We start from the raw sequence: 22,882 nt of genomic DNA on the forward strand, positions 1-22,882 counted from the left end.
GAGCGGTTTCAACCGCGAAGCTTTGGGTTAGCCCGATCGCGAATGAATTCGCTCCCACCAGAGCCGGCAGGTATCAGCTGCGCTTCGCCAGGAGCGCGCGGGCGACGCGGGAGCCGTTTTCCTTGCCGAGCACGGCGCAGATGCGTTGGCCTGCGTCCACCAGGCGGTCCATGTCGATGCCGGTTTCGATGCCCATGCCGTTGAGCAGGTAGAGCAGGTCTTCGGTGGCGACGTTGCCGGTGGCGCCCTTGGCGTAGGGGCAGCCGCCGAGGCCGGCGACGGAGCTGTCGAACACCGCGATGCCTTCCAGCAGGCCGGCATGGACGTTGGCCACGGCCTGGCCGTAGGTGTCGTGGAAGTGCCCGGCGAGGCGTTCGCGCGGCACCTTGGCACCCACCACTTCGAACAGGTGGCGGGTGGCGCCAGCGGTACCGGTGCCGATGGTGTCGCCGAGGGAGACTTCGTAGCAGCCCATGGCGTCCAGCTGGGCGGCGATGGCGGCGACCTGCGCGGCCGGTACCTCGCCCTCGTAGGGGCAGCCCAGCACGCAGGAAATGTAGCCGCGCACGCGGATGCCGTTGGCCCGTGCCGCGTCCATCAGCGGCACGAAGCGTTCCAGGCTCTCGGCGATGGAGCAGTTGATGTTCTTCTGCGAGAAGGCTTCGGAGGCGGCGGCGAACACCGCCACTTCCTTCACCCCGGCTTCCAGGGCGGCCTCGAAGCCGCGCATGTTCGGCGCCAGGGCGGCGTAGGTGACGCCCGGGCGGTAGGTGATGCCGGCGAACACCTCGGCGCTGCCGGCCATCTGCGGCACCCACTTGGGCGAGACGAAGCTGCCCACCTCGATGTAGTCGAGGCCGGCGGCGGAGAGGTCGTCCACCAGGCGCACCTTGTCGGCCACGCTGATGGGTTGCTTCTCGTTCTGCAGGCCATCGCGGGGGCCGACTTCGACCAGGCGGACCTTCTTGGGAATCGTCATCGCGTCTTCTCTCTCATTCATCGGCGGTGCCGAGCCGGGTTCATCGCAATTCTTCCGTAGGATGGGTAGAGCCCCGCGAAACCCATCGCGGAGTTGATGGGTTTCGCTTCGCTCTACCCATCCTACGGACCTACGGAGGTGGGCTCACGCCTCTTCCAACTCCACCAGCGCGGTGCCTTCGGCGACCAGTTCGCCTTCGCTGCAGTACAGCGCCTTGACCGTGCCGGCGTGGGGCGCGCGGATGCTGTGCTCCATCTTCATCGCCTCCAGCACCACCAGGGCGGTGCCGGCTTCCACGGCCTGGCCGGCTTCCACCAGGATGCGCACGATACTGCCGTTCATGGGCGCCGTCAGCCCTCCGTGGTGGGCGTGGGCGGCCTGGGCCTCGGCCACCGGGTCGACCTGCTCGACGCGTTGCAGCTCGCCGTCCCATTCCAGGTAGAGGGCGTTGCCACGGCGAATCGCCAGGCGCTGGCGGGTGATGCCGTCCTGTTCCTGCCACAGGCGTTCGCCGTCCAGGCGCAGGGTGCTCGGCGCGGTGCCGCGCAGGCGCACCAGATGGCGTTCGTCGCCGCAGGCCAGATGCAGGTCGGTTTCGCTGGGCAGGCCGGGCCGCCAGCCATCGTTGCGGCTCCAGGGCGAATGCGGGTCGTCCTCGCGCAGGCGTGCGGCGCTGCCCTGGCGGAAGGCTTCGGCGGCGGCCTGCCAGAACAGCTCCGGGCGCGCGACGGGGGCGGGCAGCAGCTGCTCCTGGTGGCGGGCGATGAAGCCGGTGTCCAGCTCGGCAGCGGCGAAGGCGGGGTGGGCCAGAACACGGCGGAGGAAGGCCAGGTTGGTAGCGAAGCCGCCCACGGCGGTTTCGTCGAGCATGGCCAGCAGGCGCTGGCGGGCTTCCTCGCGGGTTTCACCCCAGGCGATCAGCTTGGCCAGCATCGGGTCGTAGAAGGGCGAGACCTCGTCGCCCTCGGCGACGCCGCTGTCCACCCGGCGGCCGGGGCCGGCGGCAGGTTCGCGGTACAGGGCGAGGCGGCCGCTGGCGGGGAGGAAGTCCTGTTGCGGGTCTTCGGCGTAGAGGCGCACTTCGATGGCGTGGCCGTTCAGCGGCACCTGCTCCTGGGTGATGGGCAGCGCATCGCCACGGGCGACGCGAATCTGCCAGGCCACCAGGTCCAGGCCGGTGATGGCTTCGGTGACCGGGTGCTCCACCTGCAGCCGGGTGTTCATCTCCATGAAGAAGAAGTCGCCGCGTTCGTCGAGGAGGAATTCCACCGTGCCGGCACCGACGTAGCCAATGGCCTGGGCGGCGCGCACGGCGGCTTCACCCATGGCACGGCGCAGCTCGGGGCTGAGGCCGGGGGCGGGGGCTTCCTCGACCACCTTCTGGTGGCGGCGCTGGATCGAGCAGTCGCGCTCGTTGAGGTACAGGCAGTTGCCGTGACGGTCGGCGAAGACCTGGATCTCCACGTGGCGCGGCTTGAGCACGTACTTCTCCACCAGCATGCGCGCGTCGCCGAAGGCCGACTGGGCTTCACGCTGGGCCGAGGCCAGGGCTTCGCCCAGTTCGGCTTCGCGCTCCACTACCTTCATGCCCTTGCCGCCACCGCCGGCGGCGGCCTTGAGCAGCACCGGGTAGCCGATGCGCTCGGCGGCGGTGCGGAAGGTCTCCAGGTCCTGGGCTTCGCCGTGGTAACCGGGCACCAGGGGCACGCCGGCTTCTTCCATCAGCGCCTTGGCGGCGGACTTGCTGCCCATGGCGTCGATGGCGCTGGCCGGCGGGCCGAGGAACACCAGGCCGGCGGCCTCGATGGCGCGGGCGAAGGCGGCGTTCTCGGAGAGGAAGCCGTAGCCGGGATGGATGGCCTGGGCGCCGCTGGCCTGGGCGGCAGCGATGATGCGCTCGGCCCGCAGGTAGCTTTCCGAAGGCTTGGCGCCGCCCAGGTTCACCGCCATGTCGGCCTCGCGCACGTGGCGGGCGTTGCGGTCGATTTCGCTGTGCACGGCCACGGTGTTCAGGCCCAGGGCCTTGGCGGTGCGCATCACCCGGCAGGCGATTTCGCCACGGTTGGCGATCAGGAGGGTGTTGATCATTCTTGTAACTCCCAGTGTTCGGTGGGCCGCTTCACGCGCTATTTCTTGCTTGCAGCTTGCAGCTTGCAGCTTGCGACTTGTCGCTTTCTCTACTGCCAACTCGGCTTGCGTTTTTCCAGGAAGGCATTGAGCCCTTCCTGCCCTTCGGGGCTGACGCGGATGCGGGCGATGGCGTTTTCGGTGTAGCGGCGCAGGTTGGGGCTGAGCTCGCCGTTGCCGACCTCGCGCAGCAGGTCCTTGCTCACGCGCATGGCCTGGGGGCTGTTGAGCAGCAGGTTGGCGGTCCAGTCCTGCACCGCCTGCTCCAGTTCCTCCGCCGGGTAGCACTCGGCGAGCAGGCCCAGTTCGCGGGCGCGCTCGCCGCTGAAGCGCTCGGCGGTGAGGGCGTAGCGACGGGTGGCGCGCTCGCCGATGGCCTGGACCACGAAGGGGCTGATCACCGCCGGGGCCAGGCCGATGCGCACCTCGGAAAGGGAGAACTGCGCGTCCGCCGCGCCGATGGCCATGTCACAGCAACTGATCAGGCCCAGGGCGCCGCCGAAGGCCGCGCCCTGCACCACGGCCAGGGTCGGCACCTTGAGCTGGAAGAGGCCGTACATCAGCTCGGCCAGCTCGCGGGAATCGTCCAGGTTGGCGTTGTAGTCGAGGCGGGCGGACTCCTGCATCCAGGCCAGGTCGGCCCCGGCGGAGAAGTGCCGGCCACGGCCGCGCAGGAGCAGGAAGCGCACGTTGGCGGCGGCCTTGACGGCTTCGAGGGCGAGGATCAGCTCGCGGATCATGCCGGCGTTGAAGGCGTTGTTCTTCTCCGGCCGGTTGAGCCAGAGGGTGGCGACGCCGTTTTCGGCGAACTCCAGTTGCAGGGTGTTGAAGTCGGTCATGGGATTCCCCAGCAGCAAGTTTCAAGCGGCAAGCTGCAAGGGTGAGCCGCGTCTCTTGAAGTGTGCGGCTTGCAGCTTGCGGCTGGTTTTTTCACATCCGGAACACGCCGAAGGTGGTCGGCTCGATCGGGGCATTGAGGGCGCTGGAGATCGCCATGGCGAGCACCTCGCGGGTCTGTGCCGGGTCGATCACGCCGTCGTCCCAGAGCCGTGCACTGGAGTAGTAGGGGTGCCCCTGGCGTTCGTACTGGTCGAGGATCGGCTGCTTGAGGCGGGCCTCTTCCTCGGCGCTGAACACCTGGCCGGCACGCTCGTTCTGCTCGCGCTTGACCTGGGCCAGCACGCCGGCGGCCTGCTCGGCGCCCATCACGCCGATGCGTGCGTTGGGCCACATCCACAGGAAGCGCGGGTCGTAGGCGCGGCCGCACATGCCGTAGTTACCGGCGCCGAAGCTGCCGCCGATGATCACGGTGAACTTGGGCACCTTGGCGCAGGCCACGGCCGTGACCAGCTTGGCGCCGTGCTTGGCGATGCCGCCGGCCTCGTACTTCTGGCCCACCATGAAGCCGGTGATGTTCTGCAGGAACAGCAGCGGGATGCCGCGCTGGCAGGCCAGTTCGATGAAGTGCGCGCCTTTCTGCGCGGCCTCGGCGAAGAGGATGCCGTTGTTGGCGAGGATGGCGATCGGGTAGCCGTGCAGGTGGGCGAAGCCGCACACCAGGGTGGTGCCGAACAGGGCCTTGAATTCATCGAACTCGGAGCCGTCCACCAGGCGCGCAATCACCTCACGCACGTCAAAGGGCTGCTTGGCGTCGGCCGGGATCACCCCGTACAGCTCCTCCGCCGCGTAGCGCGGCAGCAGCGGCTGGCGGTGGTTGAGCTGGCCGAGCTTGCGCCAGTTGAGGTTGGCGATGCTGCGCCGGGCAAGGGCCAGGGCGTGGGCGTCGTCCTCGGCGTAGTGGTCGGCGACACCGGAGGTCTTGCAGTGCACGTCGGCACCGCCCAGGTCCTCGGCGCTCACCACCTCGCCGGTGGCGGCCTTCACCAGCGGCGGGCCGGCGAGGAAGATGGTGGCCTGGTTGCGCACCATGATGGTTTCGTCGCTCATCGCCGGCACGTAGGCGCCGCCGGCGGTGCAGGAGCCCATGACCACGGCTATCTGCGGGATGCCAAGGGCGCTCATGTTGGCCTGGTTGAAGAAGATGCGGCCGAAGTGCTCGCGGTCGGGGAAGACCTCGTCCTGGCGCGGCAGGTTGGCGCCGCCGGAGTCCACCAGGTAGATGCAGGGCAGGCGGTTCTCCCGGGCGATGGCCTGGGCGCGCAGGTGCTTCTTCACCGTCAGCGGGTAGTAGGAGCCGCCTTTCACCGTGGCGTCGTTGGCCACGATCATGCATTCGACGCCTTCCACGCGGCCGATGCCGGCCACCACGCCGGCGGCGGGCACGTCCTCGCCGTACACCTCGTGGGCGGCCAGCTGGCCGATCTCGAGGAAGGGCGAGCCGGGGTCGAGCAGACGGTTGATGCGCTCGCGGGGCAACAGCTTGCCGCGCGAGGTGTGGCGTTCCTGGGCCTTGGCACCGCCGCCTTCATGGACGCGCGCCAGCAGCTCGCGCAGCGCGTCGACCTGCTCGCCCATGGCCGTGGCGTTGGCGGCGAAGTCGGGGGAGCGCGGATTGATCTGGGTTTGCAGGATCATGGCTTCTCCATGAGCTGCAAGCCGCAAGCACCAAGCTGCAAGAGGGGCTCCCTTGCCGCTTGAGGCTTGCTGCTTGCCGCTTACTTAGTTTCGTTAAACAGCTCGCGCCCAATCAGCATGCGGCGGATTTCGCTGGTGCCGGCGCCGATTTCATAGAGCTTGGCGTCGCGCAGCAGGCGGCCGGCGGGGAATTCGTTGATGTAGCCGTTGCCGCCGAGAATCTGGATCGCGTCCAGGGCCATCTGGGTGGCGCGCTCGGCGGTGTAGAGGATCACCCCCGCGGCGTCCTTGCGGGTGGTCTCGCCACGGTCGCAGGCCTGGGCTACGGCGTAGAGGTAGGCGCGGCTGGCGTTGAGCTGGGTGTACATGTCGGCGACCTTGCCCTGGATCAGCTGGAACTCGCCGATGCTCTGGCCGAACTGCTTGCGGTCGTGGATGTAGGGCACCACCACGTCCATGCACGCTTGCATGATCCCGGTGGGGCCGCCGGAGAGCACCACGCGCTCGTAGTCGAGGCCGCTCATCAGCACCCGGACGCCGCCGTTGAGCACGCCGAGAATGTTCTCCTCCGGCACTTCCACGTCATCGAAGAACAGCTCGCAGGTGTTGGAGCCGCGCATGCCGAGCTTGTCGAACTTGTTGCTGCGGGAGAACCCCTTCCAGTCACGCTCGACGATGAAGGCGGTGATGCCGTGGGGGCCCTTCTCCAGGTCGGTCTTGGCGTAGATCACGTAGGTGTTGGCGTCGGGGCCGTTGGTGATCCAGGTCTTGCTGCCGTTGAGCACGAAGCGGTCGCCCTTGCGGTCGGCGCGCAGCTTCATGGATACCACGTCGGAGCCGGCGTTGGGCTCGCTCATGGCCAGGGCGCCGACGTGCTCGCCGCTGATCAGCTTGGGCAGGTACTTGTGCTTCTGCTCGGCGTTGCCGTTGCGGTTGATCTGGTTGACGCACAGGTTGGAGTGGGCGCCGTAGGAGAGGGCGACCGAGGCGGAGCCGCGGCTGATCTCCTCCATGGCCACCACGTGGGCCAGGTAGCCCAGGCCCGCGCCGCCGAATTCCTCGGGCACGGTGACGCCGAGCAGGCCCATCTCGCCGAACTTCTTCCACATGTCCATGGGGAAGGCGTTTTCGCTGTCCACCTGGGCCGCGCGGGGCGCCAGTTCGGCGGCGACGAAGGCTTGCACCTGCTCGCGCAGCATGTCGATGGTGTCGCCGAGGGCGAAGTTCAGGCTCGGGTAAGTCATGGTTCCACCTGTGCTTGTGATTGTCGGGAAGCGGGTTGTCGGGTCAGGCGCTGGCGCCCTGTTTCTTGGTTTCGGCGAGGGCGGCCAGGCAGCGTTCCTCGGCGGTGTCCAGTTCCAGCTGCATCTGCTGGATGTCGAGCAGTTGCTGTTCCAGCTGCGCGCGGCGGGCGGCGATCTTCTCCATGAAGGTCTCCAGCTGCTTGCGGTTGCCGCTGCTCGGGTCGTAGAGGTCGATCAGCTCCTTGCACTCGGCCAGGGAGAAACCGATGCGCTTGCCGCGCAGGATCAGCTTCAGCGCCACCAGGTCCTTGGGGCTGTAGATGCGTTCCTGGCCCCGGCGTTCGGGGAAGAGCATCTCCTGCTCCTCGTAGAAGCGGATGGCGCGGGTGGTCACATCCAGTTCGCGGGCGAGGTCGGAAATGCTGTAGGTCTTGGACATGGAAGCGGGCTCGGCTGTGTTTACCTTTACGTTAACGTAAACCTGTGCGAACCTGCCTGTCAACGCTCGTCACGGTCGTTCCGCTGGCCTCTTCTGGCGCGAAGATTGCTCGCCATGCCAACGGACGACACGACTCTTTACGGCGCCGGAAGGCGGGTGTAGACATTCTGGGCGACCCTGCCGCCAACCCACTCCACAGGGGCCAGGCGAGGAGGGCGCTGGAGTACGAATGACATGCGAATAACAAGAAATGACGATGTCCTGCGGCAATCCCGCCTCGCTCGCCTGCGTTTGCAGAGCGAAGGCGACCTTCCTGACGGCGTGCTGCGCGAGGAGATCGACGCCTCCTGGCGGCGCAGCCTCGGTCACGGGCTCGACTGCCTGGAGGGCGACGGCGCCGGCATCGAGCAGCTGCGTGACCTCGACCTGCTGCTGGACGGCAACCGCCTGCTGATCGACGCCGCCACCCCCGAACTCGAATACCTGGTGCGCCAGCAAGGGCAGGGCGGCCTGGTGATACTCGGCGACGCCCAGGCCAACGTGCTGGCCATCGAGGGGCAGACCGACGCCCTGCAGCTCGCCGGCCTGCGCGACCTGCGCCCGGGCAGTTGCTGGAGCGAGTCCCTGCGCGGCACCAACGCCTTGGGCACCGCGGTGGTCGAGGGCCGCCCGACCCTGATCAACAGCGGTGAGCACTACCTCGACCGCCTCAGCCGCTTCGCCTGCACCTCGGTGCCGCTCAAGGACCCCCACGGCCGGGTGGTCGGCGTCATCGACCTGACCCGCGAAGGCCACCTGGCCGAGCCCCGCGACAGCTTCGCCACGCTGCTGCTGGCGGCCGGCAATATCGAGAGCCGCCTGTTCGGCCTGACCTATCCGCAACAGCTGGTGCTGGCCTTCCATTCACGCCCGCAGTACCTCGGCTCCGCCTGGCACGGCCTGCTGGCCCTGAGCCTGGACGGCGAACTGCTGGCCGCCAACGACCAGGCCTGCCATCTGCTGCGGGTGGAGCGCCAGGCGCTGGTGGGCCACAGCTGCGAGGAATTGCTCGGCGCCCGCGCCTCGGGCTTCCTCGCGCGCCTGCTGCAAGGCGGCGTGAGCAGCGTGCAGACCCCGCGCGGCGAGTTCTTCTTCCGTGCCCTGCAGCTGCCTCGGCACATCGGTGTCGCCTCGGTGGCACCGGCCAGGCCGACCGCCACGCCCGCGCCGGAGCTGGAGGCCCTGGCCGGCGGCAACGCACGCCTGGCCCGTGCCCTGCGCATGGCCCGGCAGGGGCTGGCCGGCGAATTGCCGGTGCTGCTGCTGGGCGAAACCGGCACCGGCAAGGAAGTGGTCGCCCGTGCGTTGCACCAGGCCAGTGCGCGGGCGGGCAAACCCTTCGTCGCGGTGAACTGCGCGGCGATCCCCGAAGGGCTGATCGAATCCGAACTCTTCGGCTACCGCGAAGGCGCTTTCACCGGTTCGCGCAAGGGCGGCATGGTCGGCCGGGTGATGCAGGCCCAGGGCGGCACGTTGTTCCTCGACGAGATCGGCGACATGCCTTTGGCCTTGCAGGCGCGCTTGTTGCGCGTGCTGCAGGAGCGCCGCGTCGCGCCCCTCGGCGCCGGCGAGGAACAGGAGCTGGATATCGCCGTGATCTGCGCCACCCACCGCGACCTGCAGCGCCTGGTGCAGGGCGGGCAGTTCCGCGAGGACCTCTATTACCGGGTCAACGGCGTCAGCCTGCGCTTGCCGTCGCTGCGTGAGCGCGATGACCTGGCCACCCTGATCACCGAGGTGCTGGCGCGCCTGGGCGAGCCGGCCGTGAGCCTGGACCCGGACCTGACCGAACTGCTCACCGGCTACGACTGGCCGGGCAACATCCGCCAACTGGAGATGGTGCTGCGCTCGGCCCTGGCCATGCGCGAGAACGGCGAGAGGGAGCTGGGCTTGGACCACCTCACCGACAGCCTGCTGGACGAGCTGACCAGCAGCCGGCGCCAGCCCGGCAGCATCCGCGAGAACGAGCTGGAGCTGATCCGCAGCGCCCTGGAACGCCACCAGGGCAATGTCTCCGCCGCGGCCGACGCCCTGGGCATCAGCCGCGCGACGCTGTATCGCAAGCTGAAGCAGCTGAGGGGATGAGTCTGTTCCATGCAGGAGCACATTGTTCTTGTAGGGGCCTGCGGGTGATCACATGACCCGCCTCCTGCTCAAGCTCGTCGACGCCAACGACCCCGACCTGCTGCGCCGCGCCCTGGCCTGGCTCTACGGCTTCGTCCGCCCCCATGGCCGGGCCATCGCCGTGCTGCTGGGGCTGTCCCTCTGCGCCAGCCTGCTGGTGCTGGCGCAGCCCTGGCTGACCAAGACGCTGATCGACGATGGCCTGCTGGCCCGGGACTTCGGCACCCTGGTGCAGGTGGCCCTGGCGATGATCATGGTCGGCCTGCTCGGCACGGCGCTGTCGGGCATCAACCGCTACCTGCACACGCGGCTCTCGGGGCGCATCCTCTTCGCCCTGCGTGATGATCTCTATCGCCACTTGCAGCAGCTGTCGCCTGCCTTCTTCGGACGCAAGCGCCTGGGCGACATCCTGTCCCGGCTGGATGGCGACGTGGCGGAGATCCAGCGCTTCGCCGTGGATTCCCTGTTCTCCGCCGTCTCCAGCGTCATCGGCCTGGTGGGGGCGGTGGCGCTGATGCTGATGCTGTCCTGGCAGTTGTCGCTGCTGCTGGCGCTGCTGATCCCCATCGAGGTGCTCTGGCTGCGCTGGATGCGGCGCAAGGTGGAGTGCGAGGTGCGCAGCCTGCGCGAACGCTCGGCGGACGTGTCGTCCTTCCTGGTGGAAACGCTGCCGGCGATGAAGTTCATCCAGGCGGCTGGCGCCCAGCAGCGTGAATCGCGCCGCCTGGAGGGGCTGGGGCAGGGCTACATGCGCCAGTTGCTCAGGGTGCAGGTCACCGAGTTCTTCACCCATGCGGTGCCCGGCACGCTCACCTCGCTGTCCCGCGCCTGCGCCTTTCTCATCGGTGGTTACTGGGTGATCCAGGGCACCTGGCAACTGGGCGCGCTGATCGCCTTCTCCACCTACCTGGGCATGGCCGTGGGGCCGGTGCAGAGCCTGCTCGGGCTCTACGTCGCGCTGCAGCGCATGACGGTGAGCCTCGGCCGGGTGATGGAGCTGCAGCAGGAGCCGGTGACCGTGCGCCAGCCCGACGCGCCGCAGCCGATGCCGGAGGGCCGCGGTGCCTTGCGCCTGGAAGGTGTGCATTTTGCCCACGAGCAGCGTGCCGGTGTGCTGCTCGATGGCGTGGACGCGAGCATTCCTGCCGGCCTCAAGGTGGCCATCAGCGGGGCATCGGGCGCTGGCAAGTCCACCCTGATCGACCTGCTGCAACGCTTCTACGACCCGGACCGGGGCCGCATCCTGCTGGACGGCGCCGACCTGCGCGAGCTCGATCTGCTCGCCCTGCGCCGGCGCATCGCCGTGGTCAGCCAGGACATCGTGCTGTTCCGCGGCACCCTGGCGGAGAACCTCGCCTACGCCGCCCCCGACGCCAGCCGTGACGCCATCGAGCAGGTGGCCCGGCTGGCCCGCCTCGACAGCCTGATCGACTCCCTGCCCCTGGGGCTGGACAACCCCCTGGGCGAGCGCGGCCAGCAGCTTTCCGGCGGCCAGAAACAACGCATCGCCATCGCCCGCGCACTGCTGCAGGACCCGCTGGTGCTGGTGCTGGACGAAGCCACCTCGGCAGTGGACGAAACCACCGAGCGCGAAGTGATTGCCGCCATCGACCAGCTGTTCGCCGGGCGCACGCGCATCCTTATCAGCCATCGCCCCTCCACCCTGGCCGAGGCGGAGCTGGCTTTCCGCCTTGAGCAGGGCCGCCTGCAACGCCTGGAGCCGGTGAGCCATGGCCACTGAGCCTTCCATCGGCATCATCGACAGCGGCTTCGCCCCCGAGCAGGCGGCCCGTGTGGCGCTGGCCCGGCGCTTCTGGCTGGAAGGCGGCGAACTGCAGGAAGGCGAGATACAGCCAGACGCCCTCGGCCACGGCAGCCGGGTGCTGGACACCTTCGGCCGGCATGGCGGGCCGGCGCGCGTCTGCATGGCCCAGGTGTTCGGCGAGCGCTGGCAGACCAGCCCGTTGCAGGTGGCTGCCGCCCTGTACTGGCTGCTGGAGCAGGACGTGGCGCTGATCACCATGAGCCTCGGCCTGCGCAACGACCGCCCGGTGTTGCGCGAGGCCTGCGTGCTGGCCCAGAGCGCCGGCGTGCTGCTCTGCGCCTCCACTCCCGCTCAGGGTGACCCGGTGTACCCGGCCGGCTATCCGGGGGTGATCCGCATCACCGGCGATGCCCGCTGCGCGCCGGGACAATGGTCCTGGCTGAACAGCCCTCAGGCCGACTTCGGCGCCCCTGTCAGCGCCGCCAACGGCGCGGCCGGCGCCAGCATGGCCTGTGCTGCGCTGAGCGGAATCATCACCGCCCACCTGCGCGAGCACCCCGGCGCCGGCCGCGAGGCGGTGCTGAACTGGTTGCAGGAGGGCGCTGCCTTCACCGGTCCGGAGCGTCGCCATGGCTGAGGTCGTCGTGCTCGGCGCCGGCCCGGCGGGCGCGGCGGTGGCCCTGGGGCTGAAGCGGTTGGGCTACCCGGTGCGGGTGGTCAGCGAATGGCGGCGTTTCGCGGCGTTGGAGGGTGTGTCTCTGCGGGTGCTGGAGGGGCTGCGCCATGCAGGCCTCACTCATGCCCTGGCGTGCGCCGATGCACCGTCGCCACGACGGGTCGCCTGGGGCGCTGGCAGCCAGTCCATCAACCAGGAATGCCTGCTGGACCGGCCGCGCTTCGATGCGGCGCTGCGCGAGGACCTGGCCCTTGCCGGTATCGAGGTGCTGGAGGCGCGGGTGCTACGTGTGGAGGCACTGGCGCCGGGGCACTTCATCCATCTGGACGGTGGCGAGCCGTTGCGCGCGGACTTCCTGGTGGAAGCCCGTGGCCGCCAGGCCCCCCTTGCCGGTGGCCGCCTGCGCGGGCCGGAAACCCTCAGCCTGCTCAACCTGTGGCGCGAGGCGCCGGGCCGCCCCGGCTCGGCGCTGGAAAGCCTGCCCGACGGCTGGGCCTGGATGGCACGGCTGGAAGACGGGCGCTGCTACTGGCAGATCACCCGCGACGCCCAGGGCCTGCCGCCCAAGGAGCAACTTCCGGCCTGGTGCGCCGGGCGGCGCGGCGAATCCACCCTGGTGCACGAGCTGTTCGGTGAGGCCGCGTTGCAGCCGGCCGAGCTGCATGCCCGCAGCAGCACCGCCATCCTCTTCAGCGAAGCCAGTGGCCCCGACTGGCTGCGGGTGGGCGATGCCGCCATGGCGGTGGACCCGCTCTCGGGCAACGGCATCTTCCAGTCCCTGTCTTCCGCCTTGCAGGCGCCGGCGGTGATCAACACCCTGCTGCAGCGGCCGGAGCGCACTGCGCTGGCCCGGCGTTTCCACCAGCAGCGGGTGGAGCAGCTGTTCCTGCGCTTCGCCCGCACCGGCCGCGACTTCTACGCCATGGAACAGCGCTGGGCGGCGCAGCCGTTCTGGCGGGAGCGCAGCACCTGGCCCGATGCCGAGCCGCTGCACGCACCGGCCGATATCAACCAGCTGCGTGTGGCGCGTGCGCCGGTGATCCAGGGCGACCTGATCGAGGAACGGGAGGTGGTGGTCACCGCCGATCAGCCCCTGGGCATCTGGCACCTGGACGGCATTGCACTCGCGCCCATCATCCATGCGTTGCACGCCGGGCAACTGGCCGAGGCGCTGGCGGGCCTGACGCCCGAGGCGCGGCGCAAGGTGCAGGGCTGGCTGCTGGGGCAGGGTTATCGGCCCTGATTCGTGCGTTTCCTGCCCTGCTCGGAATGTGCGAAGGCTAGAATGTGCCGCGCAGATTCAGCCTGGCCATTGAAGGGGACTCCATGCATTTCGACCTGATCCAGACCCTCAGCCTCGCGGGCAAGAACTTGGTTCCGAACGACGACCGCATCGGCAGCGCCGAGCAGCACGCCTGGGTCATCGACGGTGCCACCGACCTCGGCGAGCCGGGACTCATGGGCGAGCGCGGTGGCGCGGCCTGGCTGGCCGGCGCGGCCCATCGTGCATTCGCCGGCGCCTCGGGCCCGCTGGCGGAACTGTGCGGCGGCGTGTTCGACCGCGTCGCCACGGACTACGGGTGTGAACGCCAACGCGAGCCGGTCGCCCATTGGGAGCTGCCCCGCGCCTCGCTCGCCGCCGTGGCCATCGAAGGCGAAAGCCTCGCCTGCGGCCACCTCGGCGATTGCGTCGTCATCCACCGCAGCGCCAGCGGCGTCGCCTTCCTCACCCCCGAGCCGAACCGCGACACCGAGCAGGCCGAAGCCGCGGCGCTGGGCCCGGGCACCGGCGCCGACAACGTGCGCAGCGCCCACGTGCTGGCCGACCGCCGCGCCGCCCGCGAACGCCCCAAGGCGGTACTGAGCGTCGACGCCGAGCAGGCGAAGACCGGTATGCACTACGCCCGCACGCCGCTGGCCAAGGGCGACGACCTGTTGCTGATGACCGATGGTTTCGCCGCGCTGTTCGACACCTACCGCCACTACGACGCCGCCACCCTGATGGCCCGCGTGCTGGAAAGCGGCCTGCTGCCCCTGGCCGCCGAACTGCGCCGCATCGAACTCGAAGACGCCGCCTGCCTGCGTTACCCGCGCTTCAAGGCCAGCGACGATGCCTCGGTGATCTGGTTACGGGTGGGGTAGGGCCCATAGGCCCTCGTAGGGCGGGTGAAACCCGCGATGCTCCGGAGTTCGCGCGGCGTTGGGCCTCGCTGCGCTCGGCGCCAACCTACGGTGTGGCGCCAAGGGCCCGATTGATGCTGAAACGAAAGGATGAAGACGGATGCGTCTGGACCATGATGCTGTTGGCCGGCCAATGAAGATTGTCTACTCGCTGCGAGACGAACTCCGTGAAAACCCGCAGCGGGTGGCTCAAGTACAAGCGTTGACGCTCAATCGTCAGAAGCCCGACATGGGGCTGAAAGGCGCCCACGGGCTCTATGGCTCTGATGAGTGGTGGCAGAGCATCGCGACAGGGCGAATCAAGACGCAGGTCACCACGGGCACCATCACCGAGTTGTATTTCGCCGGGCAGGACTCTCGGTGGGGCGATGAGGTCAATAGCTTCCGCATGAAGCTCGAGGACGGCTCCATAGTGGAAGACTCGATCTATCCGACCCTGAAGAGCGCACGCCGCTTGTTCGTCGTCGGCGCGGTGGTGAATGTTGTTCATGCCTTCGACAAGATGAAGCAGCAGCCTCGGTTCTTCGGCAGCCCGAACTACTTGAAGATCCTCCTGGAAATGGCCATTTCGCTTCCATCGCACGACGCCTGATGGCCCGCATGTCGGGCGGGTGAAACCCGTGATGGTCCTGTTCTCGGACCGTCGGGTTGCACCCGACCTACAGACTTTACCCGCGCCGCACCACCGGCACCCATACCTCGACGAATCCCGTGCCCTGCATCGGCTCGAAATCGGCGCTGTACTGCTCGAATTCCGGAGCGTCGGCGAAGGCGTAATCGGACTCCGGTAGCCACTTGTTGAAGATGGTGAGGAAGGTCTGGTGGATGGTGGAGATGTGGCCCAGATGGCGGAACACGACGTAGTCCTGCCGGGGCACCTTGAAGTGGCGCAGGGCGGGCGGTAGGCCCTCGGTACGGGGCACTTCGACGCCGGCGATGTATTCGAAGCTGCCGTCCTCGCCCGGGTTGCAGCACAGCCCGTAGGTGGCATAGCTGGTCTGCCCGGGGATGTTGCCCAGGTAAGGCACGAAGGCCTGCCACAGGCCGACGATGCCTTCGTTCTTGTCGAAGGTGAAACGCTCGCCCAGGCCGGCGATGATGAATTCGGCGCGGGTTTCGTAACGGGGTTCGGACAGTTCCACAAAGCTCATTTCTTTCATGCGCAAGGCTTCCACCAGTGACAGGCTGCCGTGCCCCTGTTCGCGAACCTGCCGGGGCGTGGCCCCGAACAGGTCGCAGAAGGCACGCGTGAAGGCTTCATGGGACCCATAGCCGGCACCGAGGGCGACATCGAGGATGTCGTGCTTCCCATCGCTTAATGCCAGCGCCGCCTGGCTCAAGCGTCGGGCGCGGATGTAGCGCATCACCGACCAACCCGTGGCCAGGGAAAAGAAGCGCGACAGGGCGAAAGGCGACAGGCCGAACTGGCGCGCGACATGCCCGAGGTCCAGTTCGGAGCCCAGCTCCGTTTCGATGAACCACAGGACTTTCTCGATGCTTGGCATGGGTGCTCCTTGAAGACGGGGCGACGTTAGCAGTGGAGCACGGTGGGGATTTGATCGTTCTTGCGGACTCTTTCCGAGCCGTTGCAGAACTCGCTGAAATTACGGTGGTTGCCTACCAGCCGTAATCGCCCATGGCGTTCTTGAGCTGATCAGCCAGCTTGGTTCTGCAGTCGGATTGGTGCGTGCTCGCCCAGGCTCCGCCATAGGTCTGGCTCATCGAGCGGCAGAACCCGGCGCGGAACTGTTCCCAGTGTTCCTTGGCTGCTGCCAGTGCTCACACGACACTGTCACGCCCCAGTGCGCTTCTGTGGCCGACACCTGCAGTCTTCAGCCGTTGCAGCAGGTCCTGGCGTGCGTCGTAGCCGCCAGCACGGACGTAGTCGAGCTCGGATGCGGTGATCAGCACCACGGGTACCAGGATGACCGGGGATAGAGGCATGTCCTCCAGGTGGGTGGCGAAGTCCGGCTCGGGGCCACCCAGCAGGACGCCGATGCAGTCATCGTCGGTGACGAAGGCAGGCGGCAACTGTTCGCCCAGGTGATGGGACTGGCTGACTCCCGGGAGCTCCAGGGACAGCGCACCGTGCTGTTGCAGTTGCGCGGTGATGCCGCCGGCGTTCGCCACGGTCTTGGCCACGTTCTCCAGCAGCTCGAAAGCCCAGCTCTGCTTGAGCGGGTCGACTTCCCCCATTGCTCCTCGGGCGTGCTCGGGGATGTCGGGCGTGTCGATGAACAGTTCCATCTCGAAGCCGTTCACCGGCTCATCGCCGTCATCGAATGGCGACGACAGGCCATCGGTGGCGAGGAGGATGCTCCCGGCGCGGCGCACGACCCGATAGGCCTGGCGGGTGGAGGGCCAGTAGGGGCCGCCTGTGAAGCTGGGACTGATGAGGTAGGCCAGCACATCCCGCTCGACGGTCCCGATGCCTTGCCAGTGCAGATCCAGGCGTTCGCTACTGGCTTCCAGGGCCGCCTGCTTGGCCGCTTCGGCTTCGGTCATCTCATAAGGGGTTTCAGCGTTGCCGGGCGCTGGAGTTGCTGGCGCGTTTTCGGCAGCGGGTTGTTTCGATGATCCGAACAGCTTCCTGAAGAATTCCATGGGCATTCCCTGCGTTGGGTGGGTGGCTCGGAAGGGGCATTGTGAGGGTCGCACCTGGGGATGGAAATAGCCGGGGGCGGGTTCCGTAACGGTGTTCTCATCGGTTGCTTTGAGTTGCTCCTGGCTGCACCATCCGTGCCCTTCAGGCATAAGGGCAAGGAGGCGGTGCATGTACAAGTTGGGTCATCTGGTGGACGGTGAATGGGCGCCGTATCGGCACCCAGCGGTTTTTTCGCTTCCCGATGCGGAGGCGCACCAGCGGGTAGTGGTTGGCGTTCCAGGCTCTGATCCGGAGGTGATCCTGCGGCTTGCTCGTTGCCTGGAAGAACCGTTGTTGCTGCTTCATATCCTGCACACGGTTCGTGGCGAGGCCGAGCCGGCGCGCTACCAGAGCCCGGAGCTGTCTTGCTCTGAGATCGAGGCGTTCATCCGCGAGTTCAGGCCGTTCCTGGCGAATGACAGCCGCTTCGATCTGTGGATCCATTCACCGTCGCAACAGGCCACGCTGGCCTGGGACCGACACGACATGCTCTACGCCTACGGCCCGCTCGACGGCTATGTGGATGCGCTCAGGGAGCTTGGTTTCACTGAGGGTGAGCCCCAGGTCCCCGTGCCTCACGCGCACAACTACCACGCGACGTTCGACGGTATGTCCCGTGAGGTGGTGGAGTGGTGCGATTGGTGGAAGTCACCGCTGCGGCCCGAGGATGAGCAGTAGCGGCGCTGGCGGTCAGTCGCTCAGCTCGCAGGTAGCGGTGCCTTCGACGCCCGTCGCGTGCACGCTCACATGCCGTACGGCAAAGCCGGGCTGTTCGATTTTCATCTCCTTTGACCAGACGTCACCGCTGGCGACCTGATAGCTGATGGAGCCATCGCTGTGCCAGGCCAGGCGCAGCGTATAGGCACCCTTGTGGTCCGCGGTGGTAAGGATGTTCCTGCTGACGACCGGCTGTGCGGCATTGAAGGTGCGCACGAAGAAGCTGCGTTGCCCCTCACCCGAGGGCGCACTGTCGAGAAACAGGGTGTTGTCTTCCACCTCATCCTCCGCTGCCGCGAGAATCACGCCGGGGCTCCATTTCTCGCCGTATCGGTGATCGTCGATTTTCACGTCGCAGGACAACTTGCCCTGTTTCCCGACGTTCTGCTGGAAGAAGGTGCCGTAGTTCCCATAGGAGACATCGAACTCCATCGCGTGCTCCGATGCACTGCAGGCCAGTGAGAAACACAGGCTCGACAGCCCGATCAGGTTTACAGCGTTCATGACGGCTTCATTCCTTGAAATGGCGAATTCAGGGCGCGCAAGGCTACGTGTGTCACCTGTCCCGCACAATGCTCCCGGTGCTCAAACCTCGGGGCGCCTGCATCAGCCTTCATGCCGCCCGTCGATCCCCCAGCCGCTCGCCTTGCACAGCACGTCGAAATCATGTGCCAGCTCCGCCAGGGTGATGGCGCCGAGGCGGTTGATGAGCAGCGCTTCGGCCTGGTTCAGGGCGTCTTCCAAGGCGGCGTTGACCACGCGCTCGACGGCGCATTCCGGGGTTTCGTTTTCGATGCCGATGGCGAAGATCCTCGGGCCGCCGACGGCGTTGTGGATGTCCAGCAGGGTGATGGTTTCGAGGTCGCCGGCCAGGGTCCAGCCGCCGCCGTGGCCTTTCTCAGAACTTACATAGCCCGCCTGGCGCAGGCCGGCCATGGTGCGGCGCACCACCACCGGGTTGGTGTCCAGCATCCGGGCGATCTGCTCCGAGGTGAAGGGTTGGTCGTGGCGGGCCATGTGCAGCAGCACGTGGAGCATGCGGGAAAGCCTGCTGTCCTTTCTCATCGAATTGCCTCTGTTGCGCCTTACGTCAGGTGGATCGAATAACGCCACTTTATAAGTTGCGTGAGAAAAAATCCTCGCTCTATCATGTAGCTCTAAAAGTTTCATGAGTTTCGGCCGGCCATTCCGAGTCCCGGATGCTGGCGAGCAACGGAGGAGAGCAGCGATGCAGTACGACGTGATCATCATCGGCGGTAGCTATGCCGGCCTGTCGGCGGCCATGCCCCTGGCGCGGGCGCGCCGGCGAATCCTGGTGATGGACGAGGGGTTGCGGCGCAACCGCTTCGCCGCCCATTCACATGGCTTCCTGACCCAGGACGGCAACGCGCCCGGCGCCATCGCCAGCCAGGCACGCGAGCAGGTGATGGCCTACGAGACGGTCGAGTGGCTCACCGGCAAGGCCGTCGCCGTTGCGCTGACGGCGCGGGGTTTCCGTGTCGAGATCGAGGGCGAGGAACCGCGCGAGGCGCGCCGGCTGATCTTCGCGGGCGGTGTCGTCGACCAGCTCCCCGAGATTCCCGGCCTGGCCGAGCGCTGGGGCAGCCGGGTGTTCCATTGCCCCTACTGCCACGGCTACGAGCTGCAGCAAGGGCGGATCGGCGTCATCGCCACTTCGGCCATGTCCATGCACCTGGCCTTGCTGCTGCCGGATTGGGGCAGCACGACGCTGTTTCTCAACGAAGCCTTCGAGCCCGACGCGGAGCAACTGGCCACGCTCGCCGCGCGCGGCGTGACGCTGGAGCGCGAGCCGGTGCGCGGTCTCGAGGGCGAACTGGATCTGGTGCTGCGCGATGGGCGGGTGATCAGCCTGGACGGGCTGTTCGTGCCCACCCGCATCGATGTCGCCAGCTCGCTCCCGGAGTCGCTGGGCTGCGAGTTCGACGAGGGCTTCCATGGGCGGATCATTCGCACCGACGCGATGAAGGCGACCAGCGTCAAGGGCGTCTACGCCTGCGGTGATGCGGCGCGGATGGGCGGCTCGGTGCCCTTGGCAGTGGGCGATGGGACCCTGGCCGGTGCCGCTGCGCATCAGTCACTGATCTTCGACAGCCACTGATCGCGGAGACCCCTATGCAAGCGTTTTCCGATCCACAAGCCGTCGCCCGTTACGCGGAAGGGCCTGTTCGCCAGGTGCCCGGGTTTCATGCCCTGCAGCGGATGGCGACCCTGCTGCTGGCCGAACAGGTGCCCGCGCAGGGGCGGGTGTTGGTGCTCGGCGCCGGCGGTGGCCTGGAGCTGAAGGTATTCGCCGAGGCGCAACCCGGCTGGCGTTTCCTCGGGGTGGACCCCTCGGCGGAAATGCTCGCCCTGGCCCGCCAGACCCTGGGCGATCTCGATGCTCGGGTGACGCTGCACCAGGGCTATATCGAGTCGAGTGCGCTGGAGCCCTTCGATGGCGCCACCTGCCTGCTCACGCTGCATTTCCTGCCGGAGGCGGAGCGCCTGCGCACGCTCCGGGAGCTGCTGCTGCGCCTGAAGCCTGGCGCGCCGCTGGTGGTCGCCTATCACAGCGTTGCGCAACCGCTTGCAGAACGTACGCGTTGGCTGAGGCGCTACGCGGCCTTCGCCACGGCATCCGGGGTTCCCGCCGCCCAGGCCGAGAATGCGATGGCGGCCATCAGCGAGCGCTTGCCGCTGCTCTCGCCCGAGCAGGATGAGGCCTTGCTGCGGCAGGCCGGTTTCGAGGGGGTGGAGCTGTTCTACGCCGGTTTCACCTTCAGGGGCTGGGTGGGTTACCGGCCTGGCTAGAGCGTTGGCCAGGCGCGGCCATAACCTGTCGATGAGGTGCACCATGCGGCGGCATTGCCGTCGCATGGCGTTCCGGCCCGCCGTCAGAAGCGGTAGCGGGCGGTGAGCATGTAGTTGCGCGGGTCGCCGACGAAGTTGCCGCCGCTGGTGGCGAGGATGCTGGAGTAGTACTCGCGGTCGAACAGGTTGTTGGCATTGAGGCTCAGGGTCAGGTGCGAGTCGACATCGTAGCTGGTGAAGAGGTCCACGACCGCGTAGCCGCCTTGCTCGATGCCGTCGGAGCTGTAGATGTCGCTCTGTACATGCAGCCCGCCACCGACTTTCCAGCGGTTCAACTCGCTGGGCAGGCGGTAGCTGGTCGCCAGCTTGAACAGGTTCAGTGGCAGGTTGGTGGCGTAGCGTTCACCGCTGGAGGTGGTGCCGATCGGGGCGTACTCGGAGGCCTTCATGTGCTTGGCGTAGTTGTAGGTATAGCCGGCGGATACTTGCCAGTCCGGCAGCACCTCGCCGCTCAGCTCCAGTTCGACGCCCCGGCTGCGCACCTCGCCGGAGGCGGCGTAGCAGCCCGATGGCTGCAGTGGGCAGAGGGCGCTGTCGAGCTGCATCGGCAGGTTTTCCAGATCGATCTGGAACAGCGCGACGCTGGCGTTGAGGCGGCCGTCGAGGTACTCGCCCTTCAGGCCGATCTCGTAGTTGCTGCCTTCCTGCGGGTCGAGCAGGCCGCCACTGGCCATCGCATAGTTCTGCGGATTGAAGATGCGCGTCCAACTGGCATAGGCGGTGTAGTTCTGGTTCAGGTCGTAGGTGAAACCCAGGTACGGGGTGAACTCGCGGGTGGCTTTGTAGGCGTCGTTGCCGGTCCAGGTCCCGGAATGGGTGGTGACTTCGTACTCGTACCAATCCAGGCGACCGCCCACGGCCAGCTTGAGCGCGTCGGTGAGGCTGAAGCGTGCGGTGACATAGGTACTGGACTGGTCGACCTTGCCGTCCCGGGACCAGGCGTTGACGATCTGCGGCTTGGGCACTGATTTACCGTTGAATGCCAGTGGATCGAATTCATAGGTGAAGCCCAGCGGCCAGCCACCAGGGCCGTCGTCGATGTCCTGCTTGCGGTAGCTGCCACCCACCACCAGCTCGTGGCTGCGGCCGAACAGGCTGAAGGGCCCGGTCAGGTAGCCGTCCAGGCTGGTCTGGGTGTTTTCGTAGTGGTACTGGCCGACGCCGAAGCCCAGGTCCCGCGAGGCCGGGTCGGGGCGGTAGAGGTAGGTGCCGAACATGTCCATCTCGCTCTTGATGGCCGTGGCCGCGAGCTTGGCCGCCCAGCCGTTGGCGAAGCGGTGGTCCAGATCGGCGAATACGCTGGTGCTCTCCTTGTCCCAGTACGACCAGCTTGGACTCATGCGGGTGGAGCGGGAGATGGGCAGGAAGTGGCCGTCTGCGTAGGTGCCACGGCCGTTCCAGTCTGCGCCCGGGTTGTTGTCCTGGCTCCAGCTGGCGCCGATGGCGAGCGTGGTGTCTTCGCCCAGGTCGCCTTCGAGCACGCCATAGAACAGGTTGCGCTGGTTCTCGTAGTCGTCAATGAAGGCGTTCTTGTCCTGGAACGAGAGCACGGTGCGGCCCCGCAAGGTGCCGTTCGCGTTCAGCGGGCCGCTGAGGTCGAGCTCGCTGCGGTAGTTATCCCAGCTGCCTGCTCCGGCGGTGATGGAACCCTGGAAGGTATCGGTCGGACGCTTGCGGATCAGGTTGATGGAGCCACCCGGCGAGCCGGCACCCTCCATCAGTCCGGCGGCGCCACGCACGACTTCGATGCGGTCGTACATCGACAGCAGGCCAGTGGACAGGCTCGCTTCCTCATATTGAACGGGGATGCCGTCGATCATCAGGTTGTTGAGTTGAAAGCCTCGCGAGTTGAAGCGCTCGCGCTCGCCGCCCCATTTGGTCAGCGTCAGCCCCGGGGTGTACTTCACCGCGTCACCCAGGGTGGTCATCGCCTGGTCGTCCATGCGCTGACGGGAGACTACGCTGATCGACTGCGGGGTTTCCCGTGGCGACAGGCTGAGCTTGGTGCCGCTGCTCATGGCACCGGTGGTATAGGAGCCGCTGCCTTCCGTGGTCAGGCCCAGGCCCGTGCCGGTCACGGTGGTGGCGCCTAGCTCCAGGCTGTTGCCGCTGCTCGCGCGGTTGAGCAGGTAGAGGCCTTTGCCCTGGTCGCTGGCTTGCAGGCCGGTGCCTCGCAGCAACTGGCCCAGTGCCTGGGGCACGCTGGCCTTGCCGTTGAAGCCGGGGCTTCTCAGGCCCTGCACCAGGTCGGGCTCGAGGGGCAAGGTGATGCCGGCCTGGCTGGCGAATTCGGCGAGGGCGCTGCTCAGCGGCCCGGCTGCAACCTGGAAGGTGTGCGACTGGCTGTGCTGGCCGAGGGTCTCGGCCCAGGCGATGGCGGGCTGGTTGGCCGCCAGGGCGACGCCGAGCAGGGCGGCGCTGATGCCGCGTGCCAGTCCGGATGGCAGCAGGCGGGACGGGAGGGCCGGTGGTCGTTGCATGAAGAATTCCCCAAGTGTGTCGAATGTGTTTGGCGTGATTCGCGAGAGAGGACATTCGAGC

The 22,882-nt window shown here is 67.4% G+C and carries 20 protein-coding genes; 9 read left to right on the plus strand and 11 right to left on the minus strand.

Annotated elements, in window-relative coordinates; genetic code table 11:
- Positions 1 to 73 precede the first annotated feature (73 nt).
- The 6 genes from OEJ36_RS29510 to OEJ36_RS29535 form a co-directional block, all read right to left on the minus strand.
- Complete coding sequence (locus OEJ36_RS29510) at positions 74 to 979, minus strand: hydroxymethylglutaryl-CoA lyase (RefSeq protein ID WP_263404527.1); 906 nt, start codon at positions 977 to 979, stop codon at positions 74 to 76.
- Positions 980 to 1,123: 144 nt separating this feature from the next.
- A complete protein-coding gene (locus OEJ36_RS29515) occupies positions 1,124 to 3,067 on the minus strand; it encodes an acetyl/propionyl/methylcrotonyl-CoA carboxylase subunit alpha (protein WP_263404528.1) in 1,944 nt (647 codons plus the stop codon).
- An 89-nt stretch (positions 3,068 to 3,156) separates the two neighbouring features.
- Entirely contained in the window at positions 3,157 to 3,945 is a 789-nt protein-coding gene (locus OEJ36_RS29520) for a gamma-carboxygeranoyl-CoA hydratase (protein ID WP_263404529.1), read from the minus strand.
- A gap of 91 nt (positions 3,946 to 4,036) precedes the next feature.
- Positions 4,037 to 5,641 (minus strand): carboxyl transferase domain-containing protein, encoded by a 1,605-nt coding sequence (locus OEJ36_RS29525; protein WP_263404530.1) that lies wholly within the window; start codon positions 5,639 to 5,641, stop codon positions 4,037 to 4,039.
- Between the two features lie 80 nt (positions 5,642 to 5,721).
- A complete protein-coding gene (locus OEJ36_RS29530) occupies positions 5,722 to 6,885 on the minus strand; it encodes an isovaleryl-CoA dehydrogenase (RefSeq protein ID WP_021218138.1) in 1,164 nt (387 codons plus the stop codon).
- Positions 6,886 to 6,928: 43 nt separating this feature from the next.
- Positions 6,929 to 7,324, minus strand: a complete 396-nt coding sequence (locus tag OEJ36_RS29535; protein ID WP_021218137.1) for a MerR family transcriptional regulator — start codon at positions 7,322 to 7,324, stop codon at positions 6,929 to 6,931.
- A gap of 234 nt (positions 7,325 to 7,558) precedes the next feature.
- On the opposite strand from OEJ36_RS29535, the gene OEJ36_RS29540 reads away from it, so the two are divergent.
- From OEJ36_RS29540 to OEJ36_RS29565, 6 genes are all read left to right on the plus strand, one after another.
- Positions 7,559 to 9,448: a sigma-54-dependent Fis family transcriptional regulator gene (locus tag OEJ36_RS29540; protein ID WP_263404531.1), complete on the plus strand. Its 1,890-nt coding sequence runs from the start codon at positions 7,559 to 7,561 to the stop codon at positions 9,446 to 9,448.
- 52 nt (positions 9,449 to 9,500) lie between these two features.
- Positions 9,501 to 11,228 carry an ABC transporter ATP-binding protein gene (locus tag OEJ36_RS29545; RefSeq protein ID WP_263404532.1) on the plus strand — a complete coding sequence of 576 codons (1,728 nt, stop codon included), beginning with the start codon at positions 9,501 to 9,503 and terminating at the stop codon, positions 11,226 to 11,228.
- On the plus strand, positions 11,218 to 11,889 hold the full coding sequence (locus OEJ36_RS29550; protein WP_263404533.1) for a peptidase S8 and S53 subtilisin kexin sedolisin: 672 nt from the start codon (positions 11,218 to 11,220) through the stop codon (positions 11,887 to 11,889). The genes OEJ36_RS29545 and OEJ36_RS29550 overlap by 11 nt, the downstream gene beginning before the upstream one ends.
- Complete coding sequence (locus tag OEJ36_RS29555) at positions 11,882 to 13,171, plus strand: FAD-dependent monooxygenase (RefSeq protein WP_263404534.1); 1,290 nt, start codon at positions 11,882 to 11,884, stop codon at positions 13,169 to 13,171. The genes OEJ36_RS29550 and OEJ36_RS29555 overlap by 8 nt, the downstream gene beginning before the upstream one ends.
- 83 nt (positions 13,172 to 13,254) lie before the next feature.
- Positions 13,255 to 14,070: a protein phosphatase 2C domain-containing protein gene (locus OEJ36_RS29560; RefSeq protein WP_263404535.1), complete on the plus strand. Its 816-nt coding sequence runs from the start codon at positions 13,255 to 13,257 to the stop codon at positions 14,068 to 14,070.
- A 139-nt stretch (positions 14,071 to 14,209) separates the two neighbouring features.
- Entirely contained in the window at positions 14,210 to 14,701 is a 492-nt protein-coding gene (locus tag OEJ36_RS29565; RefSeq protein ID WP_263404536.1) for a hypothetical protein, read from the plus strand.
- Positions 14,702 to 14,777: 76 nt separating this feature from the next.
- On the opposite strand, the gene OEJ36_RS29570 is transcribed toward OEJ36_RS29565, so the two are convergent.
- Entirely contained in the window at positions 14,778 to 15,614 is an 837-nt protein-coding gene (locus OEJ36_RS29570; protein WP_263404537.1) for an AraC family transcriptional regulator, read from the minus strand.
- Positions 15,615 to 15,888: 274 nt separating this feature from the next.
- Positions 15,889 to 16,713, minus strand: coding sequence for a suppressor of fused domain protein (locus OEJ36_RS29575; protein ID WP_263404538.1), 825 nt, complete (start codon positions 16,711 to 16,713; stop codon positions 15,889 to 15,891).
- Positions 16,714 to 16,882: 169 nt separating this feature from the next.
- Between OEJ36_RS29575 and OEJ36_RS29580 the strand changes: the two genes are divergently transcribed.
- Positions 16,883 to 17,431, plus strand: coding sequence for a hypothetical protein (locus OEJ36_RS29580; RefSeq protein ID WP_263404539.1), 549 nt, complete (start codon positions 16,883 to 16,885; stop codon positions 17,429 to 17,431).
- Between the two features lie 12 nt (positions 17,432 to 17,443).
- Here the strand turns inward: OEJ36_RS29580 and OEJ36_RS29585 are convergent, their stop codons facing one another.
- Both OEJ36_RS29585 and OEJ36_RS29590 read right to left on the minus strand, forming a co-directional pair.
- A complete protein-coding gene (locus tag OEJ36_RS29585) occupies positions 17,444 to 17,974 on the minus strand; it encodes a hypothetical protein (RefSeq protein WP_263404540.1) in 531 nt (176 codons plus the stop codon).
- A 102-nt stretch (positions 17,975 to 18,076) separates the two neighbouring features.
- Positions 18,077 to 18,535 (minus strand): Rrf2 family transcriptional regulator, encoded by a 459-nt coding sequence (locus OEJ36_RS29590; protein WP_263404541.1) that lies wholly within the window; start codon positions 18,533 to 18,535, stop codon positions 18,077 to 18,079.
- Positions 18,536 to 18,698: 163 nt separating this feature from the next.
- On the opposite strand from OEJ36_RS29590, the gene OEJ36_RS29595 reads away from it, so the two are divergent.
- Both OEJ36_RS29595 and OEJ36_RS29600 read left to right on the plus strand, forming a co-directional pair.
- Positions 18,699 to 19,589, plus strand: coding sequence for an NAD(P)/FAD-dependent oxidoreductase (locus OEJ36_RS29595; protein WP_263404542.1), 891 nt, complete (start codon positions 18,699 to 18,701; stop codon positions 19,587 to 19,589).
- Between the two features lie 14 nt (positions 19,590 to 19,603).
- Positions 19,604 to 20,281 carry a class I SAM-dependent methyltransferase gene (locus tag OEJ36_RS29600; RefSeq protein WP_263404543.1) on the plus strand — a complete coding sequence of 226 codons (678 nt, stop codon included), beginning with the start codon at positions 19,604 to 19,606 and terminating at the stop codon, positions 20,279 to 20,281.
- Positions 20,282 to 20,364: 83 nt separating this feature from the next.
- Here the strand turns inward: OEJ36_RS29600 and OEJ36_RS29605 are convergent, their stop codons facing one another.
- Entirely contained in the window at positions 20,365 to 22,821 is a 2,457-nt protein-coding gene (locus OEJ36_RS29605) for a TonB-dependent siderophore receptor (protein ID WP_263404544.1), read from the minus strand.
- Between the last annotated feature and the right edge of the window lie 61 nt (positions 22,822 to 22,882).

The sequence above is a fragment of the Pseudomonas sp. PDM13 genome (assembly GCF_025685765.1).
Classification (GTDB): Bacteria; Pseudomonadota; Gammaproteobacteria; order Pseudomonadales; family Pseudomonadaceae; genus Metapseudomonas; species Metapseudomonas solani.